Annotated in this window: 24 protein-coding genes; 14 read left to right on the top strand and 10 right to left on the bottom strand. The window is 49.0% G+C overall.

Going from position 1 to position 25,307, the window contains the following annotated elements:
- Positions 1 to 16 precede the first annotated feature (16 nt).
- The 11 genes from ACY2RR_RS09045 (at position 17) to mgtE (ending at position 9,356) form a co-directional block, all read left to right on the top strand.
- Positions 17 to 988, top strand: a complete 972-nt coding sequence (locus tag ACY2RR_RS09045) for a calcium/sodium antiporter (protein ID WP_490107809.1) — start codon at positions 17 to 19, stop codon at positions 986 to 988.
- Positions 989 to 1,052: 64 nt separating this feature from the next.
- The gene (locus tag ACY2RR_RS09040) at positions 1,053 to 2,039 is read left to right on the top strand and encodes a KpsF/GutQ family sugar-phosphate isomerase (protein WP_490107808.1); all 987 of its coding nucleotides are present in this window, start codon (positions 1,053 to 1,055) and stop codon (positions 2,037 to 2,039) included.
- 82 nt (positions 2,040 to 2,121) lie between these two features.
- Positions 2,122 to 2,709 carry an LPS export ABC transporter periplasmic protein LptC gene (lptC, locus tag ACY2RR_RS09035; RefSeq protein ID WP_490107807.1) on the top strand — a complete coding sequence of 196 codons (588 nt, stop codon included), beginning with the start codon at positions 2,122 to 2,124 and terminating at the stop codon, positions 2,707 to 2,709.
- A complete protein-coding gene (lptA, locus tag ACY2RR_RS09030; protein ID WP_490107806.1) occupies positions 2,696 to 3,229 on the top strand; it encodes a lipopolysaccharide transport periplasmic protein LptA in 534 nt (177 codons plus the stop codon). The genes lptC and lptA overlap by 14 nt, the downstream gene beginning before the upstream one ends.
- 23 nt (positions 3,230 to 3,252) lie before the next feature.
- Positions 3,253 to 3,978, top strand: coding sequence for an LPS export ABC transporter ATP-binding protein (lptB, locus tag ACY2RR_RS09025; protein ID WP_490107805.1), 726 nt, complete (start codon positions 3,253 to 3,255; stop codon positions 3,976 to 3,978).
- A 196-nt stretch (positions 3,979 to 4,174) separates the two neighbouring features.
- Positions 4,175 to 5,662 carry an RNA polymerase factor sigma-54 gene (locus ACY2RR_RS09020; protein ID WP_490107804.1) on the top strand — a complete coding sequence of 496 codons (1,488 nt, stop codon included), beginning with the start codon at positions 4,175 to 4,177 and terminating at the stop codon, positions 5,660 to 5,662.
- A 184-nt stretch (positions 5,663 to 5,846) separates the two neighbouring features.
- Positions 5,847 to 6,152, top strand: coding sequence for a ribosome hibernation-promoting factor, HPF/YfiA family (gene hpf / locus ACY2RR_RS09015; RefSeq protein ID WP_490107803.1), 306 nt, complete (start codon positions 5,847 to 5,849; stop codon positions 6,150 to 6,152).
- An 18-nt stretch (positions 6,153 to 6,170) separates the two neighbouring features.
- Positions 6,171 to 6,629 (top strand): PTS IIA-like nitrogen regulatory protein PtsN, encoded by a 459-nt coding sequence (ptsN, locus tag ACY2RR_RS09010; protein WP_490107802.1) that lies wholly within the window; start codon positions 6,171 to 6,173, stop codon positions 6,627 to 6,629.
- 127 nt (positions 6,630 to 6,756) lie between these two features.
- Positions 6,757 to 7,665 carry an RNase adapter RapZ gene (gene rapZ, locus ACY2RR_RS09005; protein ID WP_490107801.1) on the top strand — a complete coding sequence of 303 codons (909 nt, stop codon included), beginning with the start codon at positions 6,757 to 6,759 and terminating at the stop codon, positions 7,663 to 7,665.
- Positions 7,666 to 7,671: 6 nt separating this feature from the next.
- On the top strand, positions 7,672 to 7,947 hold the full coding sequence (locus tag ACY2RR_RS09000; RefSeq protein ID WP_490107800.1) for an HPr family phosphocarrier protein: 276 nt from the start codon (positions 7,672 to 7,674) through the stop codon (positions 7,945 to 7,947).
- Between the two features lie 47 nt (positions 7,948 to 7,994).
- Complete coding sequence (gene mgtE, locus ACY2RR_RS08995; RefSeq protein ID WP_490107799.1) at positions 7,995 to 9,356, top strand: magnesium transporter; 1,362 nt, start codon at positions 7,995 to 7,997, stop codon at positions 9,354 to 9,356.
- Here mgtE and ACY2RR_RS08990 read toward each other — a convergent pair.
- Both ACY2RR_RS08990 and pmbA read right to left on the bottom strand, forming a co-directional pair.
- On the bottom strand, positions 9,339 to 10,910 hold the full coding sequence (locus tag ACY2RR_RS08990; RefSeq protein WP_490107798.1) for a peptide ABC transporter substrate-binding protein: 1,572 nt from the start codon (positions 10,908 to 10,910) through the stop codon (positions 9,339 to 9,341). The two genes, mgtE and ACY2RR_RS08990, sit on opposite strands and share 18 nt — an antisense overlap.
- 68 nt (positions 10,911 to 10,978) lie before the next feature.
- On the bottom strand, positions 10,979 to 12,334 hold the full coding sequence (gene pmbA / locus ACY2RR_RS08985) for a metalloprotease PmbA (protein WP_490107797.1): 1,356 nt from the start codon (positions 12,332 to 12,334) through the stop codon (positions 10,979 to 10,981).
- 104 nt (positions 12,335 to 12,438) lie between these two features.
- Here pmbA and yjgA point away from each other — a divergent pair, with 104 nt between their 5' ends.
- The gene (gene yjgA / locus ACY2RR_RS08980) at positions 12,439 to 12,966 is read left to right on the top strand and encodes a ribosome biogenesis factor YjgA (RefSeq protein ID WP_490107796.1); all 528 of its coding nucleotides are present in this window, start codon (positions 12,439 to 12,441) and stop codon (positions 12,964 to 12,966) included.
- Between the two features lie 64 nt (positions 12,967 to 13,030).
- On the opposite strand, the gene tldD is transcribed toward yjgA, so the two are convergent.
- Both tldD and ACY2RR_RS08970 read right to left on the bottom strand, forming a co-directional pair.
- A complete protein-coding gene (gene tldD / locus ACY2RR_RS08975; RefSeq protein WP_490107795.1) occupies positions 13,031 to 14,473 on the bottom strand; it encodes a metalloprotease TldD in 1,443 nt (480 codons plus the stop codon).
- Positions 14,474 to 14,552: 79 nt separating this feature from the next.
- Entirely contained in the window at positions 14,553 to 15,104 is a 552-nt protein-coding gene (locus ACY2RR_RS08970) for a winged helix-turn-helix transcriptional regulator (RefSeq protein WP_490107794.1), read from the bottom strand.
- A gap of 105 nt (positions 15,105 to 15,209) precedes the next feature.
- Here ACY2RR_RS08970 and ACY2RR_RS08965 point away from each other — a divergent pair, with 105 nt between their 5' ends.
- Together ACY2RR_RS08965 and ACY2RR_RS08960 are read left to right on the top strand one after the other, a co-directional pair.
- A complete protein-coding gene (locus ACY2RR_RS08965; protein WP_490107793.1) occupies positions 15,210 to 15,959 on the top strand; it encodes an SDR family oxidoreductase in 750 nt (249 codons plus the stop codon).
- Between the two features lie 36 nt (positions 15,960 to 15,995).
- Positions 15,996 to 16,604, top strand: coding sequence for a 2-hydroxychromene-2-carboxylate isomerase (locus ACY2RR_RS08960; protein ID WP_490107792.1), 609 nt, complete (start codon positions 15,996 to 15,998; stop codon positions 16,602 to 16,604).
- Here the strand turns inward: ACY2RR_RS08960 and ACY2RR_RS08955 are convergent.
- The 6 genes from ACY2RR_RS08955 to mreC all read right to left on the bottom strand — a co-directional run bounded on the left by ACY2RR_RS08955 (position 16,599) and on the right by mreC (position 25,102).
- Positions 16,599 to 17,444: a carbon-nitrogen hydrolase family protein gene (locus tag ACY2RR_RS08955; protein WP_490107791.1), complete on the bottom strand. Its 846-nt coding sequence runs from the start codon at positions 17,442 to 17,444 to the stop codon at positions 16,599 to 16,601. The genes ACY2RR_RS08960 and ACY2RR_RS08955 overlap by 6 nt on opposite strands.
- Before the next feature lie 2 nt (positions 17,445 to 17,446).
- A complete protein-coding gene (locus tag ACY2RR_RS08950) occupies positions 17,447 to 21,394 on the bottom strand; it encodes a YhdP family protein (RefSeq protein WP_490107790.1) in 3,948 nt (1,315 codons plus the stop codon).
- Positions 21,395 to 21,516: 122 nt separating this feature from the next.
- The gene (gene rng, locus ACY2RR_RS08945; protein WP_490107789.1) at positions 21,517 to 22,983 is read right to left on the bottom strand and encodes a ribonuclease G; all 1,467 of its coding nucleotides are present in this window, start codon (positions 22,981 to 22,983) and stop codon (positions 21,517 to 21,519) included.
- 62 nt (positions 22,984 to 23,045) lie between these two features.
- Positions 23,046 to 23,678: a Maf family protein gene (locus ACY2RR_RS08940; RefSeq protein WP_490107788.1), complete on the bottom strand. Its 633-nt coding sequence runs from the start codon at positions 23,676 to 23,678 to the stop codon at positions 23,046 to 23,048.
- 54 nt (positions 23,679 to 23,732) lie between these two features.
- Complete coding sequence (gene mreD / locus ACY2RR_RS08935; protein WP_490107787.1) at positions 23,733 to 24,215, bottom strand: rod shape-determining protein MreD; 483 nt, start codon at positions 24,213 to 24,215, stop codon at positions 23,733 to 23,735.
- Positions 24,212 to 25,102 (bottom strand): rod shape-determining protein MreC, encoded by an 891-nt coding sequence (mreC, locus tag ACY2RR_RS08930; protein WP_490107889.1) that lies wholly within the window; start codon positions 25,100 to 25,102, stop codon positions 24,212 to 24,214. The genes mreD and mreC overlap by 4 nt, the downstream gene beginning before the upstream one ends.
- Between the last annotated feature and the right edge of the window lie 205 nt (positions 25,103 to 25,307).

Raw genomic sequence — 25,307 nt, 5'->3', positions numbered from 1 at the left:
AAACGGTCCCGGATACATGCTACTAGCCACAGGAGCCCTGATTCTCGGTTTCATCGCCTTGATGTGGAGCGCTGATCATTTTGTAAATGGTGCAGCCGCCACTGCCCGAAACCTTGGCATGTCGCCCATGCTGATAGGCCTGACAATTATCTCCATCGGAACATCAGCCCCTGAAATCCTGGTTTCTTTAATGGCTGCCACCTCCGGTCATGGGGACTTGGCAATCGGTAATGCCCTGGGTTCCAACATCGCCAACATTGCTCTGGTTCTTGGGGTGACACTGCTGGTTGCGCCGATTCCGGTTAACGACCGCCTGATGAAAAAAGAGCTGCCCCTGCTGGCTATGATCACCATAACCTCCGGATTTCTGATGTATGACAATTTCATCGGTTTCTTTGAAGGTGTAGTTATGGTGTGCGCACTTATCATCACTCTGCTGATTTTCAATCACTGGCAGAAACAACCTAATGCCGACGAAATCACCTCTGTAGGAGAAGAGAGTGATGAAGAAATTCCAGACATGGCTGAGGGGAAAGCATTTCTGGTTCTGGTCACAGGTCTTGCTGTACTGTTAGCAAGCTCCAGAATGCTGGTATGGGCAGCCACAGAAATAGCCCTTGAGTTGGGCATGAGTGAGCTAACCATAGGCCTGACAGTTGTTGCTATAGGCACCAGCCTCCCAGAACTCGCAGCCTGCATCGCCAGTGCCCTGAAAAAGCACCACGATATGGCCATTGGCAATATCATTGGCTCCAACATTTTTAACCTGCTGGCTGTTATGGCAGTACCTGGTCTGGTCTCTCCCATGGCTATTGACCCCTCGGCTTTCGCCCGGGACTACCCGATAATGACCGGATTAACATTGTTACTGGTAGCTCTCACCCTTGTTGGAAAACGCCCAAAGGTCATAGGGCGAGCCTCCGGAGTCCTACTTCTGAGCTGCTATATAGCCTATAGTCTCCTGATTCTGACCACAGGAAGCAGATAGCCGACAGCCAGTTGTTTCGTTACAATCCCATCAATCGTTTTTTGGATGTATAAACGTTTCTCTTATGGCAACACCGATGAAGAGTGCTGAAGACTTTATTGCCTCCGGCCGACGCACAGTGGATATAGAGCGCCGGGCTGTAGAGGCACTGCAGGATCGCATTGACCAGACCTTCGCCAAAGCCTGTGAAATATTACTGACCTGCCGTGGCAGGGTTGTCGTAACAGGAATGGGCAAATCCGGCCATATTGGCAATAAAATAGCCGCAACTCTTGCCAGTACCGGCACCCCATCATTCTTCGTTCATCCCGGTGAAGCCCAGCATGGTGACATGGGAATGATTACGGCTGATGACGTTGTCATTGCTCTTTCCAACTCAGGCAATAGTTCTGAAGTTGTTACCCTTATTCCTCTGTTCAAACGCCTTGGTATTCCCATGATTGCCATGACCGGCAATCCAAAATCTGCTCTGGCCACCAGTGCAGATGTTCATCTGAACACAGGGGTAGATCAGGAAGCCTGCCCTCTGGATTTAGCTCCTACATCCAGCACGACTTCAACACTGGTTATGGGTGATGCTCTGGCTATCGCACTTCTGGAAGCCCGTGGGTTTACCGCAGAAGATTTTGCTTTCTCTCATCCAGGGGGCAGTCTTGGTCGCCGCTTGCTGCTGAAAGTCAGCGATATCATGCATACCGGCAATCGCCTTCCTGTTGTTGAAGAAGGTACTGATCTGCGCAATGCCTTGCTGGAAGTGACTGGCAAAGGCATGGGCATGACCGCTATTACCGATGGTCAGCGCCGCCTGCGGGGAATATTTACCGACGGAGATCTGCGCCGAACTCTGGATAATGGTATCGATCCACGCGCCACCAAAGTGGAAGAAGTGATGACAGAAAACTGTGTCACTATCACTTCCGACATCCTGGCAGCAGAAGCCCTGAAAATTATGGAAGACCATAAAATCAGCGGACTGATCTGCGTTGATGATGAAAAACACCCGGTTGGTGCAATTAATATGCATGATCTACTGAAAGCCGGCGTTGTCTGACAGGTAATATGAAAGCAACCCTTAAAACAACTGCACTCCAGCAACCTTCCATGGCCTTCGGCCTGATACCGTGGGAGGCCTGATGTCTCTGCGTCAGTTATTATTTATCGCTCTTGCACTGGGTTTTATCGGCCTTGTTGGATACTGGTCCTATACTGCCGACAACCCCCACGCCATGGTGAAAAGCCAGACTACAAAGGAAAGCAAGGCACCGGACTTTTTTGTTCGTAATGCCCGTATCAAGGAGTTCGGTCCGGCAGGTGAGCTGGAATCAACTCTGGTTTCCGATGAGATCAGCCATTACCCCCATAACGATATAACCCTGCTCACCCGCCCGGATATGTGGAGCTACAACGGTGATCCTGAGAAAACAGGCAAACAGCCGTGGCATACCACTTCCGACAACGGTCGCATACTCCCGGATGGCGAAACCGTCGAACTGATGGGCAATGTAGTGATGATCCAGCCTGATGTTCAGGGAAACCCCGAGCAGCGTATAGACACGGATTTTATGACCGTTTACTCTGGACAGGATTTCGCAGAGACCGATTTACCTGTTCGCTTAACAAATCCAACCAGTGTCGTTAACGCTGTAGGAATGCGCGCATTTTATAAACGGGACTTTATTCAGCTTAAATCCAGGGTAAGAAGCATACATGAAAGTCGCTAAACTCCCTTTTTATCTGGGTCTGGCTCTGGCTGCGGTGATAACCACCACACCATCCTGGGCTCTTAACAGTGACCGAGATAAGCCAATCCACATTACTTCTGATAATGCGGACATAGACGACGCCAAAGGCATCGCCATCTATCGCGGCGATGTTGTAATGACCCAAGGCTCCACAAAACTGACCGGTGATATCATCACCATCTATTCCCAGAACCGTGAAATTAAACGGGTAGTATCTGAAGGTGATAAAGACCTTGCCTACTACGAAGAAGAGCAGGAAGGCGACAAAGGCTTATTAAAGGCCTGGGGTGTCACTATCGACTACAACATGGGCACCGACAAGATCAAACTGATCGAAAAAGCTCGCCTGATTCAAAAGGGTGATACTTTTACCGGCGACCAGATTGATTACGACCAGCTCAAACAGCTCGTTAACGCTACTGGCGGAACAACCAAGAAATCAGGTGGCCGGGTACAGATGGTTATCCAACCCAATCAGACTCCCGGTTCATCCAAGTAGACGCAGAGAAAGACACAGGCCACATGGCACAACTGCAAGCAAAACACCTGAAGAAAAGTTACAGCGGTCGGCAGGTCGTTCGTGATGTTTCTGTATCTATAGAAAGTGGCCAGATTGTTGGGCTACTTGGCCCCAACGGGGCGGGCAAAACCACATGCTTCTATATGATCGTCGGTCTGGTTCAAGCGGAAGGCGGCCAGATTTCCATTGACGACCAGAACCTGACCGCTTTACCCATGCACGGCCGAGCCCGTGCCGGTATCGGCTACCTGCCTCAGGAAGCATCCATTTTTCGAAAGCTGACTGTGGCCGATAACATCATGGCCATTCTTGAAACCAGAAAAGGTTTAAGCAAAGCTCAGCGTCTGGAAAAAATGGAAGAGCTGCTGAATGAGTTCAATATTCAGCACATCCGTGACAGCCTGGGCATGAGCCTGTCTGGTGGCGAACGACGCCGGGTTGAGATTGCCCGAGCCCTGGCTACAGAACCTTCATTCATACTGCTCGATGAACCCTTTGCCGGTGTTGACCCTATTTCCGTAACGGATATTAAGGAAATCGTCACCCACCTGAAGAACAGAGGTATCGGCGTACTCATTACCGACCACAACGTTCGGGAAACTCTGGATATCTGTGAGCACGCTTACATTGTCAGCGAAGGTCAGATCATCGCGTCAGGCAACAGCGACACCGTTCTGAGCAACCAGAAAGTGCGCGACGTTTACCTCGGAGAGCATTTCCGGATCTAACGCCTGCGGAGCTGCACCGCTACTGGTCGCAGCTCTTCCTGACGACTGTATTTCACAGGCTGAGCTTCACGTTGGAGCATACGGCAGTGTAATATAGTGGTTTATACGGAAGCGTTATCATGTGTTAAGCCAACGGGCAGGGATGTTGAAAATAATTTTGCAGGACAGTGCAGTTAAGGCTGGATAATACGATCCCATGAAGCCATCTCTTGAACTTAAAATTGGCCAGCAGCTGACAATGACACCCCAGCTGCAACAGGCCATTCGCTTGCTGCAGCTTTCTACACTGGATCTCCAGCAGGAGATTCAGCAAGCCTTGGAAAGCAACCCAATGCTGGAGCAAGAGGAGCTCCAACCTGCTGCAGACCCGGAAGTGCAGGACGCCATTTCTGATGCTGGCCTCACTGACCTGAACGCATCCACCAAAACCGAAAAGACCGACGAAACTAAAGAAACTCAGGAAGACTGGAGCGAATCCATTCCTTCTGATCTGCCTGTAGACAGCGGCTGGGATGATGTTTATCAGGCTGCACCGTCAAGCTCTGGCAGTCAATCCGATGGCCCAGTTGATGATTTCACAACTCGTACCAGTTCCAGTGAAACCCTGCAGGACCACTTGGAGTGGCAGCTGAACCTGGCGCCGATGTCCGACACTGATCGTATGATTGCTATGGCGATTATTGAAGGCATCGATGACAACGGCTATCTCACCGTGTCCTTGGAAGATATTCTGGAAAGCCAGGATCCTGAGCGGGAAATTGAAATGGACGAGGTTGAGATGGTTCTCAACCGTATACAACATTTCGAACCGGTTGGTGTTGGCTGTCGGGATTTACGGGAATGCCTGCTGATTCAACTTCGTCAACTTCCTGAAGCAACCGATGATGTTATCAATGCTCACCGCATTGTTGATCGTTACATCGATCTTCTCGGCACCCGTGATTACGCAACATTAATGCGCCGCACCCGGCTGAAAGAACCTCAGATCAAAGACGCGCTGGCCATCATCCAGAGTCTGAACCCTCATCCCGGAGCAGAGCTTCAGGAATCAGAAGCAGAGTATGTTATTCCGGATGTTCTGGTTCGCAAACGCAAAGGGCGCTGGGTTGTTGATCTGAACCCTGACACAGCTCCACGTTTACGCATTAACGATGGCTACGCATCCCTGATTCGACGAGCGGATTCCAGCGATGACAATACTTACCTGAAAAACCACCTTCAGGAAGCACGTTGGTTTATCAAAAGCCTGCAAAGCCGAAACGAAACACTTCTGAAAGTAGCCACCCGCATTGTTGAATACCAACGCGGCTTTCTGGATTACGGTGAAGAGGCTATGAAACCTCTGGTTCTGCACGATATCGCCGAAGCGGTTGATATGCATGAATCAACAATTTCACGGGTGACCACCCAGAAGTTCATGCATACACCCCGCGGAATTTTCGAGCTGAAATACTTTTTCTCTAGCCACGTTAGCACCACATCCGGCGGAGAATGCTCTTCAACAGCTATCCGGGCACTGATCAAAAAACTGATTGCCCAGGAGAATCCGAAAAAGCCTCTCAGTGACAGCAAAATCGCCACCCTTCTGGGAGAGCAGGGAATAAAAGTCGCCAGACGCACCATCGCCAAATACAGGGAAGCTCTGATGATTCCTCCCTCCAATGAGCGAAAACGTCTGGTATAGCTACCAATTTATAGAAAATGCGCTACCACAGCGCCAGATCAGTCTGAAGCATGCCTTGGCTCATGGAAATAGATTCCAGATACGCAAAATCCGAGACGAGGCACGGGACTGGTGGTAGAATCTAAAGTGTCGGCCCGGTATGGAATTGTCGGGGCTGCTCAACCTGACACCAGGAGAGTAACGCATGCAAGTTAAGATCAGTGGTCATCAGTTCGACGTAACAGAAGCTCTGAACGAGTACGTTTCAAAAAAACTTGACAAGCTAGCCAGCCATTACGATGGAATAACAAGTGTTCAGGTTACCCTGAGTATTGAAAAGCAAAGGCAATGTGCCGAAGCGACCCTGCACGTACGTAATGCTGATATCGCTGCATCGGCTGAACATGAAGACATGTATGCTGCTATTGACCTGTTGACGGACAAACTTGATCGTCAGCTTTTGAAGTACAAGGAAAAAAATATTGATCGCCTTCAGGGGGCCTCTCACTGATCCCCGGTCCAAAATCCAATGAGCCTACGGAATATTCTTGCTCCCGGTCACGCCTTATACGGCGTGCAGGGAGCCAGCAAGAAGCGCACTCTGGAATACATCGCCAGCATAATCAGCCAAAGACAGCCCGGTCTTGATACCAAGGAGTTGTTCAACCAGCTTGTGACCCGGGAAAAACTTGGAAGCACAGGTCTTGGTAATGGTTTTGCGCTACCCCATTGCCGGGTAGCAAACTGCGAAGAGCCACAGGCAGTATTTCTTAGGCTCGCTAAACCAATTGACTTCGATGCTATCGACAAAAAACCTGTCGACCTGGTTTTTGCATTGGTTGTTCCAGAACATGAAACTGAGAAGCATCTGGATTTCCTGCGACAGATTGCTGAGCAGTTCAGTGACGATTCACTCTGTGAACAACTGAGGTCAGCAGATAGCAGTGAAACCCTCTATCGTTTGCTTACAGCAAAAGTAAGCGCCTGAATTCCAATTAATTTACCGATAATAGAGCCTGCAACCGCAGGCTCTATTTTTTTTACCCGTTTTTTTTCCTATGCTTGACCAAGGATCCGAACACACAGAGATCCATCGGCGGGGGATACGTTGACATATGCCAAAGACCATCAGACTCGTAATTATCAGCGGGCGATCAGGCTCCGGAAAAAGTTCCGCTCTTGCAGCTCTCGAAGACCAGGGTTTCTACTGCGTAGATAATCTTCCTGCCAGCTTGCTGATCAGTCTTGTAAAACGCTTTAGAAATAAACCCGCTGGTGCGGGCAACGCGCTGGCGGTCAGCATTGATGCCCGCAACACTCCCGGAGAACTTGCAGAGTTCCCCATCATCCATCAGCAGCTTCGGGAACAGGAACACCTGGCCGGGGATATTATTTATCTGGACGCTGATCACGAAACATTACTGAAACGATTCAGCGCAACCCGCCGCCGCCACCCTTTAAGCGATGGAGAGTCATCTCTCGACGAAGCTATAAGAAAAGAAGCAGAAGTTCTGGGGTTTATTGCCGATGCGGCTGATATGCGCGTCGATACCAGCCGCCTTTCCCTACATGATCTGCGCAGCGTTATTCGCCAGCGCGTGGCAGGAAAAGAGCGCCACGAGCTTTCCTTACAGTTTCAGTCATTCGGCTTTAAAAAGGGCGTCCCTATTGACGCGGATTTTGTTTTCGATGTTCGTTGCCTTCCCAACCCTTACTGGCGTGAAGAACTTAGGGGGATGACCGGGCAGCAACAGCCAGTACAGGACTTTCTGGCGGCTCATGAATCTGTCACACGTATGCGGGATGATATTTTTCAGTTCGTCCATAATTGGCTGCCCGCATTTGAATCTGGCAACAGAAGTTATCTAACCATTGGTATAGGCTGTACCGGCGGCCAGCACCGCTCTGTCTATATTAGTGAGCTCTTAGCCAAAGCCTTTGAAGGTATAATGGCATCGGTACAGGTAAGACACCGGGAACTGGAACGGAAACCAGAACCTCAATTAGCAGAACAAGGGCAATAATATTGTATGGCTGCAATTCAGGAACAAATCGAAATAATAAATAAGCTCGGGCTTCATGCTCGAGCCGCAGCCAAGTTTGTAGGCGTGGCAGCCTCTTTCACCTGCGATGTACGCGTTGGCCGACCCGGAAAAATGGTCGATGGAAAAAGTATTATGTCGGTCATGATGCTTGCAGCAAGCAAGGGCACATCTTTGCAGCTGGAAGTCGAAGGTGACGATGCCGACAAGGCTCTTGAGGCCATCACAGCTCTTGTGGCTAATCGTTTTGACGAGAGTGAATAATCGTTCCATTACAACGGAACACAATAATTTCAACCGCGTGATTTCTTATGTTGCAGCAACAACAATCACTGGCACTTTCGGAAGACCAACTTGAGGCATTGGATAAAGTCCTCTCTGGTAATATGCCCGATCATACCCGGCAAATGCTGGGGAGCCTGTCTGCTGCAGATATAGCTCACCTTCTAGAGTCTTCGCCCCCACGCCAGAGGAGTATTCTCTGGAAACTCATTCCAGTTGAAGACGAAGGTGATGTTCTGAATGAGCTGGGTGAAGAAGTTCGCCAGTTCTTTATCGATCAAATGAATGTCGCCGAACTGATTGATATCCTGGAAGACCAGGATGTCGACGACATGGCCGACATCCTGCAGCAACTCCCTACACGTATTACCCGTCAGGTTCTGAACTCAATGGATCAGCAGAACCGCCATCGGGTTGAAGAAGTTCTGGCCTACCCGGAAGATACCGCCGGTGGCCTGATGAACACAGACACTGTCACCATGCGTGGTGATATTGATGTGGATGTTGCTCTGCGCTACCTGCGCCGCCATGAGTCATTGCCAGAACCATTAGACAAAGTTTTGATTGTTGATCGTCAGGACTTCCTGCTGGGTTCTGTATCCATTGCTAATTTGCTCACCGCCGATCCCGATGATCTGCTGTCATCTCTTATGGACGAATCTGATCAGGCTATTCCCGTGGATATGGAAGAAACCCACGTTGCCCAACTGTTCGAACGGGAAGATTTAATCTCCGCGCCAGTTGTCGATGAGAATGGTCGATTACTGGGACGAATTACCGTAGACGACGTTGTTGATGTTATTCGGGAAGAAGCCGAGCACTCGATTATGAGTATGGCCGGCCTGGATGAAGACGAAGACACCTTTGCTCCTGTTATCAAAACCTCACGCCGCCGTGCTTTGTGGCTGGGAATTAATTTAATTACGGCCTTTATCGCTTCCGGTGTAATCGGGTTATTTCAGGACACGATTGATAAGGTTGTCGCTCTGGCCGTTTTGATGCCCATTGTTGCCAGCATGGGCGGCATTGCAGGAAGCCAGACTTTAACCCTGATAATCCGTGCTATGGCTTTAGGGCAGATAGGTAAATCCAATACCTCATGGCTGTTAAGCCGCGAGTTTATGGTGGGACTGTTAAATGGCGGCATCTGGGCGGCAGTTGTTGCCGGAGCTTCCATGCTCTGGTTTAACGATCCAACCATTGCTTTGATCATCGGGTTGGCGATGATTATTAACCTTCTTGTTGCCGTTCTCGCCGGTGCAATGCTACCGCTGTTCTTGAAGTCAGTGGATATTGACCCCGCTCTGGCTGGTTCCGTAATTCTCACAACAATTACTGATGTTGTTGGTTTCTTTGCCTTCCTTGGCCTTGCTTCAATTTTTTACGCCTGATTCCAGCTGCAATCTGTAGCTGGGTAGCCAGCCTTCCGGGTTTTTCATATCAAATCCTTTCACTTCTGGTTGCACCCACTGGGACACCCGAATATGTGATAGAGGAATCAGTGAATAGTTATCCAAAAACTTCTGCTCAAGCTGGCGATATTTCTCAGCAGGATCAACCTGGCTCATGGCAGACATAAATTCCTTTTCATAACTTTCATCCATCAACCCTGGAGGAAAGAAGGTAAAGCTCCTGCTGCCCAATAATAGGAAAGCTGAAGGATCGTTATAAGCTGCCAACCAATGGCTCAGGAGAATCTGGTAATCACCGCGATTTAACCGATCGATATATTCCTCCCAACCCACACTTACCACTTCCACTTCAACGCCTGGCAATCTTCGCCACTGCACAACAATAGAATTTACCGGCCAGCTGTAATTAGAGTGCGTTGTTAACAGTTGAAGTCGAACAGGATTAGCTTCATCAACACCAACCTGTTGCAGAATACTTCTGGCAGCATCATCACGCCGTCCCTGTGACAGAGCTGCTTCTGATGACTGCTGAAAAAGGTAACCCTGAGTCCAGGGTGGGATCAGCGTCCAGGCCTGATCTGATTTATTACCACCAGGAAAAAGAGCCTGACGATCAAGAATTCCCGCAAGAGCTTTACGCACAGGTAAAGACAGTTGCGGATCTCTGGTATTCAATACAAGGTAAGTTGTATTGAGCTGCCGCATCTGTCGATCAAGTAATTGTTTTTTCCCCTGAAGCAAACCCAATTCAGCAGGAATGGGAGACGAAATATCTAGCCTCTTTTCCCGAAAAGCAACCAACTCATCCAATATGCTGCCAAATACTTCCCAAGCCACCTTCTCAGGAGATGATTTCAAAGGTTCACGATAGAAAGAGTTTTTCCCCAGCTGTATCCGCCCTTCTTTCCAGTAAAGAAAGCGATAAGGTCCATTGCTGACGGCACAGCCATCCTGTTCAGCCCAAAGGGGCCCACAGTGCTTTATTGCCCGCTGCGAAACAGGAAGAAATGCCGGGAAGGTCATCAAATTTGGCAACCAGCTCCGTGATGCTTCAAGTTCAATTTCCAGTGTGTGCGGATCAGGAGCACTCACCCCTAAATGTTCTGCTGCTAATTCACCAGCAGCAACTTTGCGACTATTTACTACACCCGCCAGATCCAGATACCAGCGATATTGCGCCCGTGTTACAGGGTCAGCCAAACGACGAAAACTATAGAGAAAGTCGTCGGAGGTCAGGGGGTAACCATCAGACCAGGTTAACCCTTGGCGAATATGAAATGTCCAGACCTTGCCATCTTCCGACACATTCCAGCTTTCAGCAGCACCCGGAGCAGGCTTACCAAACTCGTCCTGAATAGTAAGCCCTTCATGCATATCTTTAAGAACCGCTGCTTCTGGCGTTCCCAGAAAGCGGTGAGGGTCAAGAGAGACCGGCTTGGTTGGCAATCCCCGAACAAGGGTGTCAGCCCAGAGGAGTCCGGATGATAAAAGACAGGAAAAACAGAGAGTGCGAAGAAAAAACAGTGGTCTCATAAACAACTTCCCGGCCAGATACAGCCGGGAAGTTTAGATGATAGAAAAACAACAATTGTGGAAGTTTGTTACTCCCCAGCTACGGTCATTCCATCAATCAGCAGGGAACCACTCTGAATATTGCCACGGCGGTCAACATCGTTACCCACGCAGCGCAAATTCATAAACATATCTTTAAGGTTACCGGCAACAGTCACCTCAGATACAGGGTATTGAATTTCGCCATTCTCGACCCAGAAGCCGCCAGCACCACGGGAGTAATCACCCGTCACCATATTCACTGCTTGACCGATAAGGTTGGTGACCAGGAAGCCAGTTCCCATCTCTTTCAACAGAGACTTCAGATCACCGGCATTGCTGTCCAGGAACAGGTTATGAGCACCACCCGCATTGGCGGTACTGGTCATACCGAGTTTACGGGCGGAATATGTGCTTAGCAGATAGCTTTCCAGCATACCGTCAACAATAAATGACTGGTCACGGGTTTGCAGGCCATCGCCATCAAAGGCAACTGAGCCCATTCCGCCTTTCATATGTGGACGTTCATAGATATTAACCCACTCCGGAAATATCTTTTTACCCAGATGATCTAGCAGGAAGGTAGATTCCCGGTAGAGAGCGCCACCGCTGATAGCGCTCATTAGGTGGCCGACAAAGCCTCCTGCCAGCTCTGCACTGAGAATGACTGGTACATTGGCGGTAGCCAACTTACGGCTTCCCAAACGTCCCAGGGTACGCTCAGCGGCCTTACGGCCAACATCGGCCATACCTTCAAGCTTATTGCCATCACGGGCCACTGTGTACCAGTAATCCCGCTGCATCTCTTCACCCTGCTGGCCAATCACTACACAGCTGACACTCTGGCGGCTGGAACGATGGGGGCCAATAAATCCATGACTGTTACCGTATACCCGGCAACCCTGATGGGAATTCACAGTCGCACCATCAGAGTTAATAATCAGGTTGCTGTGGCCACGGGCAGCATCTTCACACTCTTTGGCCCGTTCAATAGCGTCTTCTGCACTGATTCCCCAAGGGTGATAAAGATCCAGGTCTGGGAAATTGGTGGCCATCTGATCCGCATCAGCAAGGCCAGCACAGGGATCTTCACTGGTGTAACGGGCAATATCACAGGCCGCACGTACCGTGTCACGAATCGCCTCCGGCGTATCATCACTGGTGCTGGCAGAACCTTTGCGCTGGCCAAAGTAAACCGTTATGCCGAATCCCTGATCCTTATTGAATTCAACAGTTTCCACCTCGCCCATGCGCACAGTGGTGGACAAACCGGCATCCGAACTGGCACCCACTTCGCAGGCAGTTGCCCCCTGTTTGCGAGCTTCATCAATAATATCGGATACCAGCGTGGTCAGACGCTGCTCCTCAAGTACCGGATCAATAACCGGTTGCACCTGACTGTTCATTACAACTCCCTATCCTGTAGGTTTTCATCCATTCTACAACTGGGCTTTTCCGAGAGTAAACCGCAGCCTACAATAGCGCTCATATTTCATATATTGGCAGCAGAATGCGCAAAGACAGAAGCGATCTCTACGAGAAGGACGACGAAGAAATTATCCTGGTCAGCAAATCCGAGCTGAAACGGGATGCCCACGAACTTCGTGAGCTGGGAGAAAAGCTTTCCAACCTGAAACCAGGCCAGCTGGAGAAGTTTCCTCTCGAAGGGCGCATTATTGATGCCCTGGAAGAAGCCAAGCGCATCACCAGCCACAATGCCCGTAAGCGCCACTTCGGCTTTATCGGCAAACTGATGCTGGATCAGGACATTGAAGGTATTCGCCGCCAGCTGGCTCTACTGGACACCAGCAGTGATGAATACAACCGCCACTTCCATTTGCTGGAACGTTGGCGTGATCGCCTGTTAGGTGAAAACAGCAATGCGGTTGTGACTGAGTTTCTTGATAACCACCCGGCAGCTGATGCCCAGAAGCTTCGCCAGCTCATCCGTAATACCAACAAAGAAAAAACTGAAGAAAAGAAAGCAGCACAGAGCAAGAAACTGTTCCGCTACCTGCGTGAAGTGAGCGAAGAGTAATTCGAACATTAAAAAAAGGCCCATCGCTGATTCAGCAATGGGCCTTTTCAATTGAGAAGAAAAATCAGGCGCTAGTGCCACCCACAGTAATTTCATCAATCTTCAACGTTGGCTGACCAACGCCAACAGGAACAGACTGACCTTCTTTACCGCACACCCCAACACCGGTATCCAGCTCAAGGTCATTACCCACCATGGACACTTTATTCATCACATCCGGGCCATTACCAATCAGGGTGGCACCTTTCACGGGAGTTGTAATTTTACCGCCTTCAATTAGATAGGCTTCACTGGTTGAGAACACAAACTTGCCAGAGGTGATGTCCACCTGACCGCCGCCCATATTTGCGACATAAATGCCTTTATTTACAGAGGCAACGATTTCATCTTTATCATGCTGGCCGGCCAGCATATAAGTGTTGGTCATACGAGGAAGAGGCAGGTGTGCATAGGATTCACGACGACCGTTGCCTGTGGATTGAACACCCATCAAACGGGCATTCATTTTATCCTGCATATAGCCTTTCAAAATACCATTCTCAATCAACACGGTATTGGAGGAAGGCACACCTTCATCATCAATATTCAGAGATCCACGACGTCCAGCAATAGTGCCATCATCAACAATGGTACACAGAGGTGAAGCCACACGCTCACCAATACGGCCGGAGTACATGGAGCTGCCCTTACGGTTAAAGTCACCTTCCAGACCATGACCTACAGCTTCGTGGAGAAGTACACCATTCCAGCCAGCACCCAGAACAACTTCCATAGCACCAGCTGGCGCAGCCACCGCTTCCAGATTCACCAGTGCCTGACGCACCGCTTCAGCCGCATACTTTTTCCACAAGTTATTCTGGAAAAACATGCTGTAGTCACCACGACCACCACCACCGTAAGAACCACGCTCACGTTTGCCATTCTCTTCAACAATCACGGAAATATTCAAACGAACGAGGGGGCGAATATCTGCAGATAAGGTTCCATCTGCAGCAGCAACCAGCACATACTCATGGACACCAGCCAGGCTGACACTCACCTGCTTTACGCGATCGTCGATACGGCGTGCTTCCGCATCCATATCTTTCAGCAGTTTGACCTTGTCATCACGAGACATGGAATCAAGAGGATTGGCGTCGTTGTACAAAGCCAGAGGTTGAGTTCGGTTCCAGGCTTGCACCTGACCATTCTGACCAGCGCGGGCAATACTACGGGAAGCTCCAGCAGCAGCTTCAAGAGAAGTCAGGGCAATATCATTGGCGTAGGCAAAGCCAGTTTTCTCACCACTTACAGCACGCACACCAACACCCCTGTCGGCGTTGTAACTGCCTTCTTTGACAATACCATCTTCCAGCACCCAACCTTCGTGGCGCTGACTCTGGAAATAAAGATCTGCAGCATCAATCTGATGCCCCAGCATACCGTGAATAACTTTCTCCAAATGGCCTTCATCGAGGGCGGAAGGAGCAAGCAACTGCTGTTTAGCCTGGGCCAGGATATCGCTCATCTGACAGGTGTTCCCTGAATTACGTCATTCTTCATGGTATGGGAGGGGAATGAATGAGGCAATATCAAGGGAAAGAATATTAACCGGCTATTTTTGCTTTTGTGTTCCGAAACATGGCCGGGGCTGATTTCTGAATATCTTCTACAGACACGCCCGCATTCATTTTATCCTGCATCTCTGCCAGCATAGCCGGGCCAGGTTGCGGTGATATCTGCCGGGGTTCCAACGCTTCTCCACAGTGAGAACAAACGGTTCCGGGCTCTGTTTGCTGTCCACAAGCTTTGTGGAAATAAATCATGGGCTGCCCACGGCCATCATCCATCCACCGATCTCCCCAGCTGACCATCGCCATAATAATCGGGTAAAGATCCTCCCCTTTTTTAGTCAGCCGGTATTCATAACGCACTGGCGATTCCTGATAGGCCTTTTTAACCAGCACATTATTTTCCACCAGCAGATTCAAGCGATCACTTAATCGCGGACGGGCGATACCAAGACGCTGTTGAAAGTCGTTGAATCGTCGGGTTCCCAGAAAGCAATCCCGGACAATAAGCAGCGTCCAGCTATCGCCAATCACTGATAGTGTTCTGGCAACTGAGCACACTTCGTCGCCTAACTCTGTCCAGCGCATTTCTCTCTCCGAAATATTTATTCCCGGATTTTATATTGACCAGTATCAAATTGAAACTTACCATTGGGTTTCAATTTGATACTTATAATAAAAACAGAGGTCTTCATGAGTAGCAGCCCTCAAGACACACCATCCCAAAAGGTCGTGCTTGTGATTGGAGCCGGTGATGCCACCGGAGGAGCCATAGCAAAACGTTTTGCCAGAGAGGGATACACTCTTTGCGTAACCCGCAGAAACCAGGAAAAACTGGAACCTCTGATCCATGAACTAAAGGAACTGGGGGTAGACGCCTATGGGTTTGGCTCGGATGCCCGAAAAGAAGAGCAGGTAGAAGAACTGGTCGAACATATTGAATCCACTATCGGTCCGATTGAAGTGATGGTTTTCAATATTGGCGCCAATGTTCCCTGCAGCATTCTGGATGAAACAGCCCGTAAATACTTCAAGATTTGGGAAATGGCCTGCTTTGCCGGTTTTCTTACCGGGAGAGAAGTCGCTCGTCGTATGGTCACTCGCAAGCGTGGAACGATTATCTACACAGGTGCGACCGCGGGAATCAGAGGTTCCGCAAACTTTGCTGCTTTTGCCGGTGCTAAACATGCACTCCGGGCTTTATCTCAAAGTATGGCCAGAGAGCTTGGGCCAAAAAACATTCATGTCGCCCATGTTGTGGTTGATGGGGCAATAGATACCGACTTTATCAAAACCACTTTCCCACAGATTTACGCCCGTAAAGACAATGATGGGATTTTGAATCCTGATCATATCGCCGAAAACTACTGGCACCTTCATACCCAACCCAGGGACGCATGGACATTTGAACTGGATCTGCGCCCCTGGTCAGAACGCTGGTAATACCTGAAAACCAAACTTATCTACCGGAGAATAATCATGACAAAAGCTGTAGATTTCTATTTTGACTTTGGCAGCCCGGCTTCTTATCTGGCATGGACTCAGCTGCCCAAGATATGTGAGAAGAACAACGCTGAGCTCAACATAAAACCCATTTTGCTCGGTGGTGTTTTCAAAACAACTGGCAACCGCCCCCCTATTGCTGTTCCAGCTAAAGGACAGTACATGTTGAGGGATCTTGCTCGTTATACCGAGCGTTACCAGATTCCATTTACCTTTAACAAGAACTTCCCTATCAATACGGTCACTTTGATGCGTATTGCAACCGGTATTCAAATGACAGAGCCAGAGCGGCTTACAGAAGTTGTTGAGCTGCTATTTAAGGGGCTATGGGTAGATGGACTGGATATGGGCAACAGTGAGGTTGTTGCCGAGTTGTTAAAATCTGCACAGTTTGACTCTGACAAACTGCTTACTCTGACAGCTGATCCAAAGGTTAAGGAACAGCTGATGAACGATACATCAGCAGCAGTTTCCCGAGGAGTGTTTGGCGCGCCATCCATGTTTATTGGCAACGAGCATTACTTTGGGCAGGATCGTTTGTTTATGGTGGAAGAACATCTGGAAAAATGTAACAGCACCTTATAAGCGACGATGCTTCAAGCAGGGCATAGTTTTGCGAACTGTACCCTGCTGCGATAAATCAAGGTCAGCCACAAACACTCCGGGTTCATTACCCGCCCCCACTAATATCTCTCCCGCAGGAGAAACAATCATGGAGTGCCCCCATGTTTGTCTAGTGGCCTTTCCCTCAGAGCGATGACTGCCACATTGGTTAGCCGCCAATATAAATACCTGACTCTCAATCGCCCGGGCGCGCACCAGAACTTCCCAATGCGCTTTACCAGTGACATGAGTAAATGCTGAAGGGACAGTAATGATTTCAGCTCCTTGGCTTACAAGCTCACGATAAAGTTCCGGGAACCGAAGGTCGTAACAGATACTGAAGCCCAATGTCGTTTTCTGCATTTGAGCCGTAACTATTCGCTTCCCATGATGATAGTCATCGGATTCTCGATAAGCGCCATAGCTGTCTGCCACATCGACATCAAAGAGATGGATCTTGTCATAACGGGCAAGTAGCTCACCGTCAGGGCCATAGGTAAAGCAGGTTGCCCAGTTCTTACCCTGGCCATCCTTGCCCTCAAAACTCTGGGTAGTTGGTGTCGTACCGCCAACCAGTATTAATTGGTGAAGGCTGGCCTGTTCGGAGAGAAACTTTTGAACATCACCTGTTTCTGCTTCCTTTTGCCCAAGACCTTTGAGGTCGCCACACATGCAGGAAAAACATTCGGGCAGAACAACCAGTTCAGCTTTTTGAGCTTTTGCTTCGGCGATAAGTTCAGCGGCAGTAATAAGGTTACTTGGCACATCGGAGCCGGAGTTCATCTGAACAACTGCTGCACGAATCACTTCCGGCCCACTCACCTTTATTTGTTCTCTTTAACTTTATTGGAGAATAAGCGATCCAGTTTCACTTCCGGTTCAGAGAAGCTGCCCTTGATTTCATATCGCAAACTGGCGAACTGCTCCACTGTACTGCCAAGAAGTTTATCAAACAGATAAGCGGCACCGGCAATATAAGGCTGCCCTAATAACAGACTGACCACTGATATATTCTGGGTAACAGGAAGAGTAACCACCAACTCCATATCCAACGTACGATCAGGAACATAGAGCTGGCCTCCCAATCGAAAGTCTGATGAAGGGCCTTTCACTGTCACCGGCTCACTGAAAACAATAAGTCCATTATTGAAATCCAGCTTGCCCTCAACCTTGTCGTAACTCATACCACTACTGAAAAGGTCAGAAAAGTCCAACCTCAACCGACGGGTTATGGCATCTAGGTTCAACACCCCGAAGAGTCTCAATGCTCCAGTTGTAGAGGCCGTGTTAACTGAAAGAAAACGTCCCTCCCGGATATCAACACTCAGATCGCCAACAACATCATCAATATCAAAATCAGCTGGTGACCCACGCCAATTCAGGCTTGCGCTGCCCTCCAGTTTTTTTCCGGTCATTAACTCGGGATATCCCCACTGGGTCAACATTTTTTCAACATCAGAGCTGTTGAACACTGCATTGATAGAGGTGTGATGCTCCTTATTTTTCAGCATCCACTGCAGCGACCCATCTATATTGCCACCGCCCAGAACACCTTTCACATTGCTGGCTTTCAGGCCGTTTTTAACTGTACGACTGTTAAAAGACAGATACCCGAAATCTTCCCCACTCAACCGAATCTTTTTAATGGATACATTCATATCCGGCAGAGAGTCTGGCCGCACATCAAGCAGAGGATCAATATCATCCTCGGCCTCTTCCACAACGGCATTGCCCTGCTCATCTGTTGAGACTTCATGACTCGGCAGAAATGATGATGCAAGATCAAGGTAGGCGATATCCAATGACAAGGGGCCATTGTTATCTGGAATAACTGCGGTACCTTCAACCTGAGGAGCTTTTAGCCATAGCTCCCAAGCGGCATCCTGACGAGATACATTCACCATAGAATCAGTGAAGATTTCTTCCTGCCAATAGAGGTGCTTAATATCTAAATTTTCGACCTCTATTGATGAAAAAACACCGGCTGCCGCTTTCCCAGTAGAAAGCGAGTTCCCACTTACACCCGTTTGATTTTGACTCTTGCTTGAAAAACCTTCCCACCAGCTTACCCAGGGTTGCAGTTTCAGTTCTTCAAGTTGCCCGGTCACCAAAACACCTTTTTCAGGCATTTTCGGTTTCCCTGAGCCAAAGTTTGCCCCTAAGCGGAGAAGTTGATCTTTCTCACCGATATCCATCGCTACGAAAATATCACGCTTCAGGCTAGCAGTTATATTCAGAGGTTTATCCTTAACAACATTCACGCTGACATTCAGGGGCTCTTTGCTTTTAGCGGTTTTATCCAGTGGAGCTGGCAGTGTGGTAGTCACACCGGCTAGGTCAGAGGTGACATCAACTGTAGCTGTACGACCAATACTCACCCTTGCTCGATAATCTGTTTCCCCTGTTACCAGACCATGGAAGTTTTGCCCCAACCAGGAAGAGAGAGCATCCATAGTGATTTTGCTTCTGAGATCCAGAAGTGTGGTCTGGGACTTTCCTGATGTCTTCGTTAACAGACTAAACGATGCAGGTTTTCCAAATACTTCACCCGTCAGCCCCTTGCCATAAAGTCCTTTCGCAGAGGAATAGAATAAATCGCCATTGAGATGAGAAGCTTCAATCCTGGCTTCAGGAATAACCAACCTGTTGTCATTAAGTTTGATGGCAACCTTATAATCACCTTCAGGGCCACTGGTTAACGGAATATCCAGATCAAGGTTTACGCCCAGCTTACCGGACATATCCCAGTTATCTGCCGCATGCTCCATGGCTGTAGCAATGGGAGTTTCCTGAAGAATCCGCAAACCATCTTTACCATCACTGGCTGCGTGCCCTTTTACATTAAGCATCAAAGGCTTATCAGACAGAAGCTCAGGCACTCTGGCAGTCACAACACTTAAGCGGCTGTTGTAGATCTTGGCTTTGTCAGCTTTTACCAGAACTTCATCCTGATCTACCGACACCAGCCCATTAATACCTGTTAACTCAGGCCAATCCGCATCAAAGGCCAGGCTGGTATTGGCAATATCAAAGAAAAGTCCCCAGCTCAGACTATTTTCAATATCCGGACCGTCGAGAGGGCCATTCCAGATAAACGCTCCCTGACTGATATCTCCACTTTTAATAGCACCATTAAGCCAGCTGCCAAGATCATCAGACATAGCGCCTTTTACAGGAAGATATTTACCGGTATAGGCGATATCGCCATCGGTAATACCGGCTTCCAGTGCCATCCAGATACTCTGGTCACCATCAAAAGGAATATCAAGGCGCAGTCGTGTTCTGATATCTCCTTCACCACCTGTCAAAGAGAGACCATCAGAGCGCAGTACATAAACATCATCCACAATGCGCCAGTACAAGCGGCCTGCAACCCGGTCGTAAACCCAGACATCTTCAAAAACATTATCCAGCCCCAAAGTGAAACCAGCACTGTTTACGTCAATGACTCCCGAATCAGCATTCATTCGGAAGCTGCCGGTTATACGCTCTCCGGAAGGCGCACCATACCAGTGATCAACACCAATACCCTGCATATCCGCAGCCAAATCAAAATCAAATGGTTTTCGGTCAGGATAAGCTCGCAGAACCAGGTTCTTCAGTTTTCCCCGGGGAGCCAGTGTAGAAACAACCTTATCAACCAGTTCCGGCAGCTGATTGGATGCATTCACAGAAAGGGCCAGCGGCTGGAGATGTACCTTGTCAGCAGCAAAGGTAAAACTACGATCGCCCTTTCTCTTCCACTCCATAAACACATTACTTTCAGGATAAGGAAAGCCGGAAAACAGGAATGACAAATCACTTAACCAGAGTTGCGCAGGTTTTTCACGGGCAAACTTCAGCGCAACATCAGTTTTCAGTGCGGTCAAAGGAGGAACAGCTTGATCTTTCCAGTCCACATCCAACATATCCGCACGGAGCTGGCCACGGAAATCCCACCCTACAGGTGAGTAAGAAAACCACAACTCACTTCCCGCCCGTAATTGATTTACCTGAATGCCGCCTTCATCGCGCAACGCCTTTGGCAGCAGCGGCAGCCATCTTTTCAGGTTTACGGACGGTAATGAAACATATCCGTTAATCATCACATCCGGCCAGTTATAAGCCCGACCGGCAATATTCAAGGTCAGGCTTATTTGCTCATTGTTTTCCGTTTCAATAATGGCAGCCAGTTTGCGGGAATCTGGTGGGCCAGACAAAGCTATGCGCTGAACAGTAATTTCATTCTGCTCTCCGGCAGGCATAGCAAAAACCAAGCGAAAATTGCGGAAATCAATTTGCTGTTGCTGGCTTAAAAGATCAATAAACCCTCGGACATCTGTTCTTCTCGCGGCTTCAGTTTTATTTTTCGGCGGTTTGCGAGGATAACCAGTAAGCTCAATAGCTCCTTGTCGCCCATCAAGGCGCAATTCACCGCCCCCAAAAATAGCTCGCCGGAAAACGGGTTTCATGGTTGTCAGGGTATTGATGGTATCCAGTTCCAGCACGATATCCGTTAACGTCAGGCTGGGTACATCAGGATTATCCGGCTGGTAAATAATCAGCTCGCTAATACCAACGGCAGGGTTAAAATTAACAACCGCGCCAGACAGCTCACCAAGATAAACCTCAGAATTCACCGCATTGCTGATTTGATTACGCAGTTGCCCACGTAAGTCATCCACCATGGGCAGCAGGAAACGGGCAGCCGAAAGCAATAGTGCCAGCAGCACCACCGAAAAAACCAGGGTAATTTTTGTTGCACGGGAAATATGCAGGGCGATACGTCTCATAGGTCGTTTACTTCGCCCATTCTCAGATACACAGAACCGGTGCAGAGGCACCGGCTATTGAACACATCCAGACTCAAATCTTCACTTCCATTTTGAGGGTCTGTAGAGGCTTTCCGCTCTGGTTAAACCAGAACCACATCAAACTGTTCCTGACTGTAACGGGGCTCAACCTGAAAACGTATGGTTTTCTTCATGGCCGATTCCAGCTCCGCAACATTGTCGGACTCTTCATCCAAAAGCTGGTCCACTACCTGTTCAGAGGCCAGCACAAGATAGCTGTCGCTCTCATAAACACGGGCTTCCCGCATTATTTCCCTGAATATTTCATAACAGACAGTCTCTGCTGTTTTCAGTGTACCTCGCCCCTGACAGGTGGGGCATGGTTCACACAAAGTATTTTCCAGAGACTCCCGGGTGCGCTTTCTGGTCATTTCAACCAGCCCCAGTTCGGAAACGCCCGTTATATTAGTTTTGGCGTGATCCCGCTCCAGCATTTTCTCCAGAGTCCGCAGCACCTGCCGTTGGTGCTCCACATCTTCCATATCGATAAAGTCGATAATGATAATGCCCCCCAAGTTGCGTAAACGCAGCTGGCGGGCAATAGCGTGGGCAGCTTCCAGGTTAGTTTTGAAGATAGTCTCTTCAAGATTTCTGTGACCAACAAAACCACCGGTATTTACATCAATGGTGGTCATAGCTTCAGTCTGGTCAAGAATCAGGTAACCACCGGATTTCAGCTCTACCCGACGGGACATAGCCCGGTTAATTTCATCTTCCACACTGAACAGATCAAAGATCGGGCGTTCCCCCGTATAGAACTCAACCCGGCCATCCAGATGGGGAACCAGCTTGCGAACAAACTTCTTTACCTTATTAAAGGTTTCTTCTGAATCAATGCGGATCTTTTCGATATCTGGCTCAACCAGATCCCGCATGGTGCGCAGGTGCAGCGGAAGGTCTTCATAAATGCAGGACGGCGCTTTGCTGCACTTACGCTGCTCCTCAACGGTTTCCCAGAGGCGGTGGAGGAAAAGAATATCAGCCAGAACCTCTTTTTCGCTGATTCCTTCAGCTGCAGTTCTCAGGATAAAGCCGCCTTTATCCTTGAGTTCTTCCTTCTCCATCATCTGCTCAACAATCAGCCGCAAACGATCACGCTCTTCAGTATCTTCAATACGCAGGGAAATACCCACATGAGTATTGTGGGGCATAAACACCAGATAACGGGCTGGGATAGAAATATGAGTGGTCAGGCGAGCGCCCTTGGAGCCAATAGGATCTTTGGTAACCTGAACGACCAGAGCCTGGCCTTCATGAACCAGCTCAACAATTCCAGGTTCCTGTCCATCGGTTTTATCAGCCCGGTCATAAATTTCACTGGCGTGGATAAAAGCCGCACGCTCCAGGCCTATATCCACAAATGCCGCCTGCATACCAGGCAGGACCCGAACAACTTTCCCTTTGTATATATTCCCGACAATACCCCGGCTTCGATAGCGTTCCACATAAACTTCCTGCAGAACGCCATTTTCCACCAACGCCACACGAGACTCCATGGGCGTGATATTCATCAGTATTTCTTCACTCATCCCTAACCCCCAGCCCTTGTCTTGAGCGAATCAGATTGGAAGACTCGCTCAGAAATCATTTGCTAAAGTTGCTGACCATCCCCCTCATCAGCAATCTTCTGCCAGTACGGTACATTGAACTGTCGAGCCAGCTCGACAACTTCATAAACAGGCAACCCAACAACATTTGAGTAACTGCCTTCAATTCCTGCCACCAGCACACCGCCAAAGCCCTGGATGCCGTAGGAACCAGCCTTATCCATTGGCTCTCCGGTTTTCACATACTGTTCGGCAGTATCCTGTGAAAATTCGCCAAAACGTACAATGGTTGTTACCACTCGTGTTTCAATTCTCTCACCATAACAAAGAGCAACACCGGTATGTACAGTATGAACCTGCTTCTGCAATTGCATCAGCATTTGCACAGCCTGTTGTTCAGTTTCCGGCTTGCATAGTATTTGTGCTCCCAACGCGACAGTTGTATCAGCGGCAAGCACCGGTGCCAGCTCATTTCCACTGACAGCAGAAAGTGTTTGCCAGGCTGCAACAGCTTTCTTTCGGGCAAGTCGCTCAACATAGCCTGTAGCAATCTCACCAGAAAGAACTGACTCATCCACCTCTACGTCCAGCAAGCGAAAAGGAATACCTGCCTGCTTTAGCAGTTCCCTGCGTCGAGGGGAGCGAGAAGCCAGATAAAGAAAGGGTGAAGCCGTCATCGTATACATTTACCTAAAACAGAAACGCCCCAAACGATATTTGGGAAAAACAGGTCAGATAACAACAAAACGTCTGCGCAGACTATGCAGTAAAGCAGCCAGCCACGGCCATAACAAAGCACTGGTTACCGATGGCAATAGATAAAGTAGCGACGGGCTAACTCGACCGGTTGCGTTACCAATCCAGAGAACTGTTAACTGGTATAACCCAACAATTATCAGCACCATAAAACATTGCTGCCACCAGGGGTACATCTTTAATCGCCGATGTAACTGGTTGACAGCAAGGGCCATAAACAACATAGCCATGGCACTTTGCCCGAATACAGTGCCAAACAGCACATCCATAATCAGCCCGGAGCACCAGGCGAAAAACAACCCGTAATACTGCGGCAATGCGAGCATCCAGAACACCACGACCAGAGGCACCCAAGCCGGACGGGCATAGGAAATTAAATCAGGCATGGGCAGCAAACTGAGCACTGCCGCCAGAAGCATAGTTAACCAAACCAGCCAGTGGGCATGTCTCTGTCTCATTGAGATGTTCCCTCTCCAGCTGTTTCAGTATCCGTACCGTCAGGAGCAATCGGAGTTGCCTGCCCGTAAATTTCCCGCTCAGAAATAAACACCAGCATCACCAGGCGGCTACGATTCAATCTTGCCAAAGGCTGAGCATGAATAGTAAGAAACGGCTGACCGGCATTCTTATGAACATCTTTTACTTCAGCTACAGGGTATCCCACCGGGAAACGCTGCCCCATACCCGAAGTCACCAGCAGGTCACCTTCTTTTATATCTGCCGTAGCTGGCACATGTAGCAACTCAAGCTCAGTACCAGATTCAGTACCAGCGGCAATTGCACGATAGCCGTTCCTGTTCACCTGTACCGGAATGCGATTGCTGCTGTCAGTAATCAAAATAACCCGGCTATTGAATGGGCTGATCTGAATTACCTGCCCCATAACACCAGTAGCATCCAGCAAAGGCTGACCAACATAAACACCGTCCTGATCACCTTTGTTAATCAGAACTTGTTTAATCGTGGGGTCAGGATCAATGCCAATCAATTCTGCAACAACAACTTTTTCATCAACCAGTCGGGATGAGTTGAGCAGCTCCCGCAAACGAACGTTCTGAGCATTCAGGGAGGCCAGTTTCTGGACTTTCTGTTCAAGAATCAGTGTGCGGGCTTTGAGACGAGCATTTTCCTGAGTCAGTTCCGTACGGGAGATAACAACAGTTCGAACATCATCGGTTAAACGAGCAGGGGTATCGGCCAGCCACTGAATAGGAGCAACCACAACAGACAGGGCTTTACGCACCTGGGTAAGGTAATCAAAGCGATGATCAACAAATATCAAAGCCAGGGACAGCGCCAGCAAGAAGGTAAAGCTGGCACCTAAAGACTGTCCCTTTCGAAATATGGGATTAATGGGAGTGCTCCTGCAAGCTCCAGATTAAAACTACTTATTTTAAATGGGTTATGCCCTTTGCGGGAAGTGCTGTTTTACACCGATCCGCAAAAGAAACCTTACCCGGATTATTTGAACCAAGAATTACAACTATAAAACACAAGAGGCCTGAGCAAACATTGCTCAGGCCTCTTGTGTTTTACTTCGAACCCACTTG

It is taken from the genome of Parendozoicomonas sp. 2304DJ65-17, assembly GCF_058148445.1.
This window is presented reverse-complemented; position numbering and strand designations above follow the sequence as displayed.